Annotated in this window: 2 protein-coding genes and 2 pseudogenes; 2 read left to right on the top strand and 2 right to left on the bottom strand. The window is 58.7% G+C overall.

What is annotated here, in order from left to right; genetic code table 11:
* The first annotated feature begins 572 nt into the window (after positions 1–572).
* Positions 573–1,793, top strand: a complete 1,221-nt coding sequence (locus QJT82_RS45180) for a Xaa-Pro peptidase family protein (RefSeq protein ID WP_051003422.1) — start codon at positions 573–575, stop codon at positions 1,791–1,793.
* Positions 1,794–1,849: 56 nt separating this feature from the next.
* On the opposite strand, the pseudogene QJT82_RS45175 reads toward QJT82_RS45180, so the two are convergent.
* Positions 1,850–2,017 (bottom strand): annotated as a pseudogene (locus tag QJT82_RS45175) (transposase); the annotation flags it as partial.
* 201 nt (positions 2,018–2,218) lie between these two features.
* On the opposite strand from QJT82_RS45175, the pseudogene QJT82_RS45170 reads away from it, so the two are divergent.
* Positions 2,219–2,359, top strand: a pseudogene (locus tag QJT82_RS45170) (IS5/IS1182 family transposase); the annotation flags it as partial.
* Positions 2,360–2,875: 516 nt separating this feature from the next.
* On the opposite strand, the gene QJT82_RS45165 reads toward QJT82_RS45170, so the two are convergent.
* Positions 2,876–3,550: reverse transcriptase domain-containing protein (locus QJT82_RS45165; RefSeq protein WP_246715907.1), on the bottom strand; the 675-nt coding region annotated here is incomplete at its 5' end.

Here is a 3,550-nt window from a genome sequence, read left to right as displayed (position 1 = left end):
CCTGCTCCCATCCCCAGCCTATCGGCGATCACATGCGCCATCACCGTCCAATTCCCCTGACGACGGCAACCAGGTTCCGGCAGGTCGATCGGCTCCATTCTCCCCAATCCTTGATCACACACCGGCCGAGCGCTCCTTGTCCGGTGTCTTACAGCAGCGTCCGCTGTCAGCTTTCGGACCCCCATGACCATCGTTCGAACCAACTTTTCTCGCGATGATACTAGCAGCTCGAACCGACAGACGCTTTGGCACGCCCGTTGCTACTCCGGCTAATGAAACGTCCGTCGCATTTCTGCAGAGGTACGCTACACTAATCGATCGGCTTCTCAACGCTGCACAAGCGAAACCGATTGGTTGAGGTCGACGGTCCTTATCCAAGCTGCCGGCCTCCCGCGCCTGCATGACGTTCGGCGCCGCCCCACTGATTGAGGTCGAGTATGACCAACTTGGGCTTCAAGAGAGCACACCGAGATGCGCGCGGTGACGATGCAGACGCCACCGCGAGGCAGAACCCGCGAACGATACAATGCTGGGGACGAACTCCAGCCGACTTCTCAGCTGGAAAGCGTTAAATGGCAAAACTTTTGCAGTCAAGGCACTCCAGAAAACTTGTCAATCTGGATCGTCTCGAAGCAGTCCTGGGAGTGGAGAATGTTGACGCTCTAGTGGCAAGCTCGCCAGAGAACGTGACCTACGCAAGTGGGTACTGGGCACTATCACAATGGATTAGAAGGGGGCCACAGACGTACGTCGTCATCCCCCGGAAAGGTCCAGAGCGATCTACCGTGGTTGCCTCAACCGCTCTGCTGGATCTTCTTGCCGACCAGAATGTCTGGGTCTCCAATGTCCGCCGATTTGGTTACTTTCAGATGGATCGCGCAGAGAGATTGCGCAGTGGCCTCGATAAGAAACTTCTGAGCTTCTTTGGCCTGCCCGATGATGGTACGCCGCTCGAGGCGCTCGCCAAGGCACTTATCGATGCAGGCGTCGCCAGGGGACGTATTGCGCTTGACGAGCTTGGACTGCTGCCGGGCAATTGGGAACGCCTGCAAGACCTGCTGCCAAACGCGACGCTCGTCCCAGGTTACGGCCTGTTCCGAAAAATTCGAGCCATCAAGACCACGGAGGAAATCAACCGATTGCGATACTCCGCCCAGGTTGCCGAGCAGTCGATCCAAGTCGCGGTGGCGGAAGCGCGAACTGATATCACAGAAATTGAGATGGCGCGCGCGTTTCACCGGAAGACGGTCGAAAGCGATTGCCAACCGGTGCTCGGCTGTATTGGTTTCGGTGCGCGCAGTGCCATGCCCAATGTGCAGCCTTCTGACGCTCGCCTAGTCGATGGCGACATCATCCGATTCGATGTTGGTGGGCGCTTCAAGCATTACCGCTCCGATATCGCGCGGATCGCCGTGTTCGGAGAACCGTCGGCCAAAATCAAATTATACCATCGTGCGCTGCATCGTGGCGTTCAGGCTGCACTCGAAATGATAAAACCGGGCGTGAAGGCAGCAGACGTATTCGCGAGAGCCGTCGATGTCACGCGAAAAGAGGGTATCACTCACTTTCTACGTTCACATGTTGGACATGGCATCGGGATCGACGGCTACGATCTGCCCGATCTTACGCCGATCAGTCCCGACCTCATCGAGGAGGGGATGGTCATGTGTGTCGAGGCACCATATTACGAGACAGGCTGGGGCGGCCTTCAGGTCGAAGACACTGTCGTCGTGCACGCTGACGGGATCGAAACGTTCATGACCACTGACGGCAGCTTGATGGTACCGCCATGACGGCGCAGATCGCTCTCGATCGCGCGGAAGCGACGCAAGGGGTTCAAGGCAGCAGTCATGCCCATGGCCTGGACCAGATCATCGACAAAGCGGGTCGAGACGCCCTGCACATAGGCCTCCTACACCGCGGCGGTGAGCGCCTTCTCGGCCATCCGGCGAGGCTCCAGCAGTTCGATCGCGCCAGCGCGCGTTTCCCAGATCCGGTCACGGTAGCCGTTGCGCTGGGCAAAGCGTTCCACATTCGTTTCGCCGTAGGCGGCGCCGGTCAGTGCGGCAAAATCGGTGGTTCCTCGAATCAGGTTGGTGTCAGCAAGCCGATCCTACCGACGAACTGCCAGTGACCACAGTAAAGCCAATCACTGGGGACATGATCCGGTCATTCCGTCCGCGACCAGCCGCAGCCAACGGATCTCAACAGCAAACGGCTGTATCGCCCGCACAACTTGATCGAGCGCATGCTTGCCCGTCTCAAGATCTTGCGCCGAATCGCAATCCGCTACGATAAGCTCGCAAGAACTTCCTCGCCGGCGCCTTCAAGCCGCACAGCAATCTGGCGGCTAAATTGAGTCCCACCACCCTAGCGTAGCTAGCTAGCAGCGGTGGAGCGGGCCTTCACAAACCCGAGCAGGTTCAACGCGCTCCGGATTACACGTTATGACGATGTGATTGGGCGGGCCCCCTACCGCGGCATCGACCCGAGTCCAAATGAAATGGACCCGCGAAGCGGGACCGCTTGAACCGGTTTGTTAGTTGGAAACTGACCGCTCCTGATCTCTTTCTATCACGCTGCCCGAGACTCTGTCTGCTGCAGTTGCTGTGGGCATGTGGCCAACGCGTCAGCGTTGTCCACCATGTCCACAGCCTTCGCGGGCTGCATCCGTTCGCGCCAGACCGCCATCGGCGTGCGATAGCCGTGCGCCTGATGAAGGCGGCGATCGTTGTAGAAGGCGATCCAGCTCGCGATCCCTGCCTTGGCCTCGCGGCCGTCGGCATAGCCCTTGAGATAGGTGAGTGGCGCGGGGCATTGCAGCCCCGCGCTCTCTCAGAAGCGGACGTGAACCTCGCGATTCATCCGGCTCCCGTCATCCAACCGTTGATCCGGCAACCCAGTGAGCGAACAGGCCTGGATTGCGTCGCTTCAGCGATCGCAACCATTCCCATACCGCCAACGTGTGTCCTCGGAACCGTTTGTATTTTCGTGTTGCCCATCGAACGATGTAGGCATCGATCGCGCGCAACTCCTCTTGAAGCTTCGAGGGATAAAACCGCCCGTGGTAGCGCACCCAGCCCGTCAGGACTGGACGGACCCATTTGGCGATTTCCACCAGCTCAAGATCGCTGCGCCGATACAGCCGCCACCTGCGCACGGTATGCTGGATCCTTTTCCCAGCCTTCTTGCTGACGGCCGGGCTGAATGAGACGAACCGCTCACCGTGTCGATTGTTCGCCATCCTCGGCCGAAAGCTGTAGCCGAGGAAGTCAAACGACTGATCCGGATAAGCGCCGGAGCGATTGGCATCTTTGCAATACACGATCTTGGTCTTTTCCGGATGCAGCCGTAGCCCGCATTCCGCAAACCTCGCTTCCAGCGCCCGACACAAGTCACGCGCCTCCGCTTCGCTTCGGCAATGGCCGATGGCATCATCAGCATATCGTTCAAATGGGACACCGGGATATTCTCGGCTCATCCACAAATCGAACGCATAATGAAGAAAGAGATTCGCCAACAGCGGGCTGATGACAGCCCCTGCGGAGTT

Source organism: Bradyrhizobium sp. Mp19 (assembly GCF_029952935.1).
Classification (GTDB): domain Bacteria; phylum Pseudomonadota; class Alphaproteobacteria; order Rhizobiales; family Xanthobacteraceae; genus Bradyrhizobium; species Bradyrhizobium elkanii.
Note: the sequence above shows the minus strand (reverse complement) of the source record. Positions and strands in the feature narration are given on the sequence as shown.

Coding starts and splice junctions, on each gene's coding strand:
- QJT82_RS45180 (WP_051003422.1), top strand. CDS start 573: ATGGCAAAACTTTTGCAGTCAAGGCACTCCAGAAAACTTGTCAATCTG.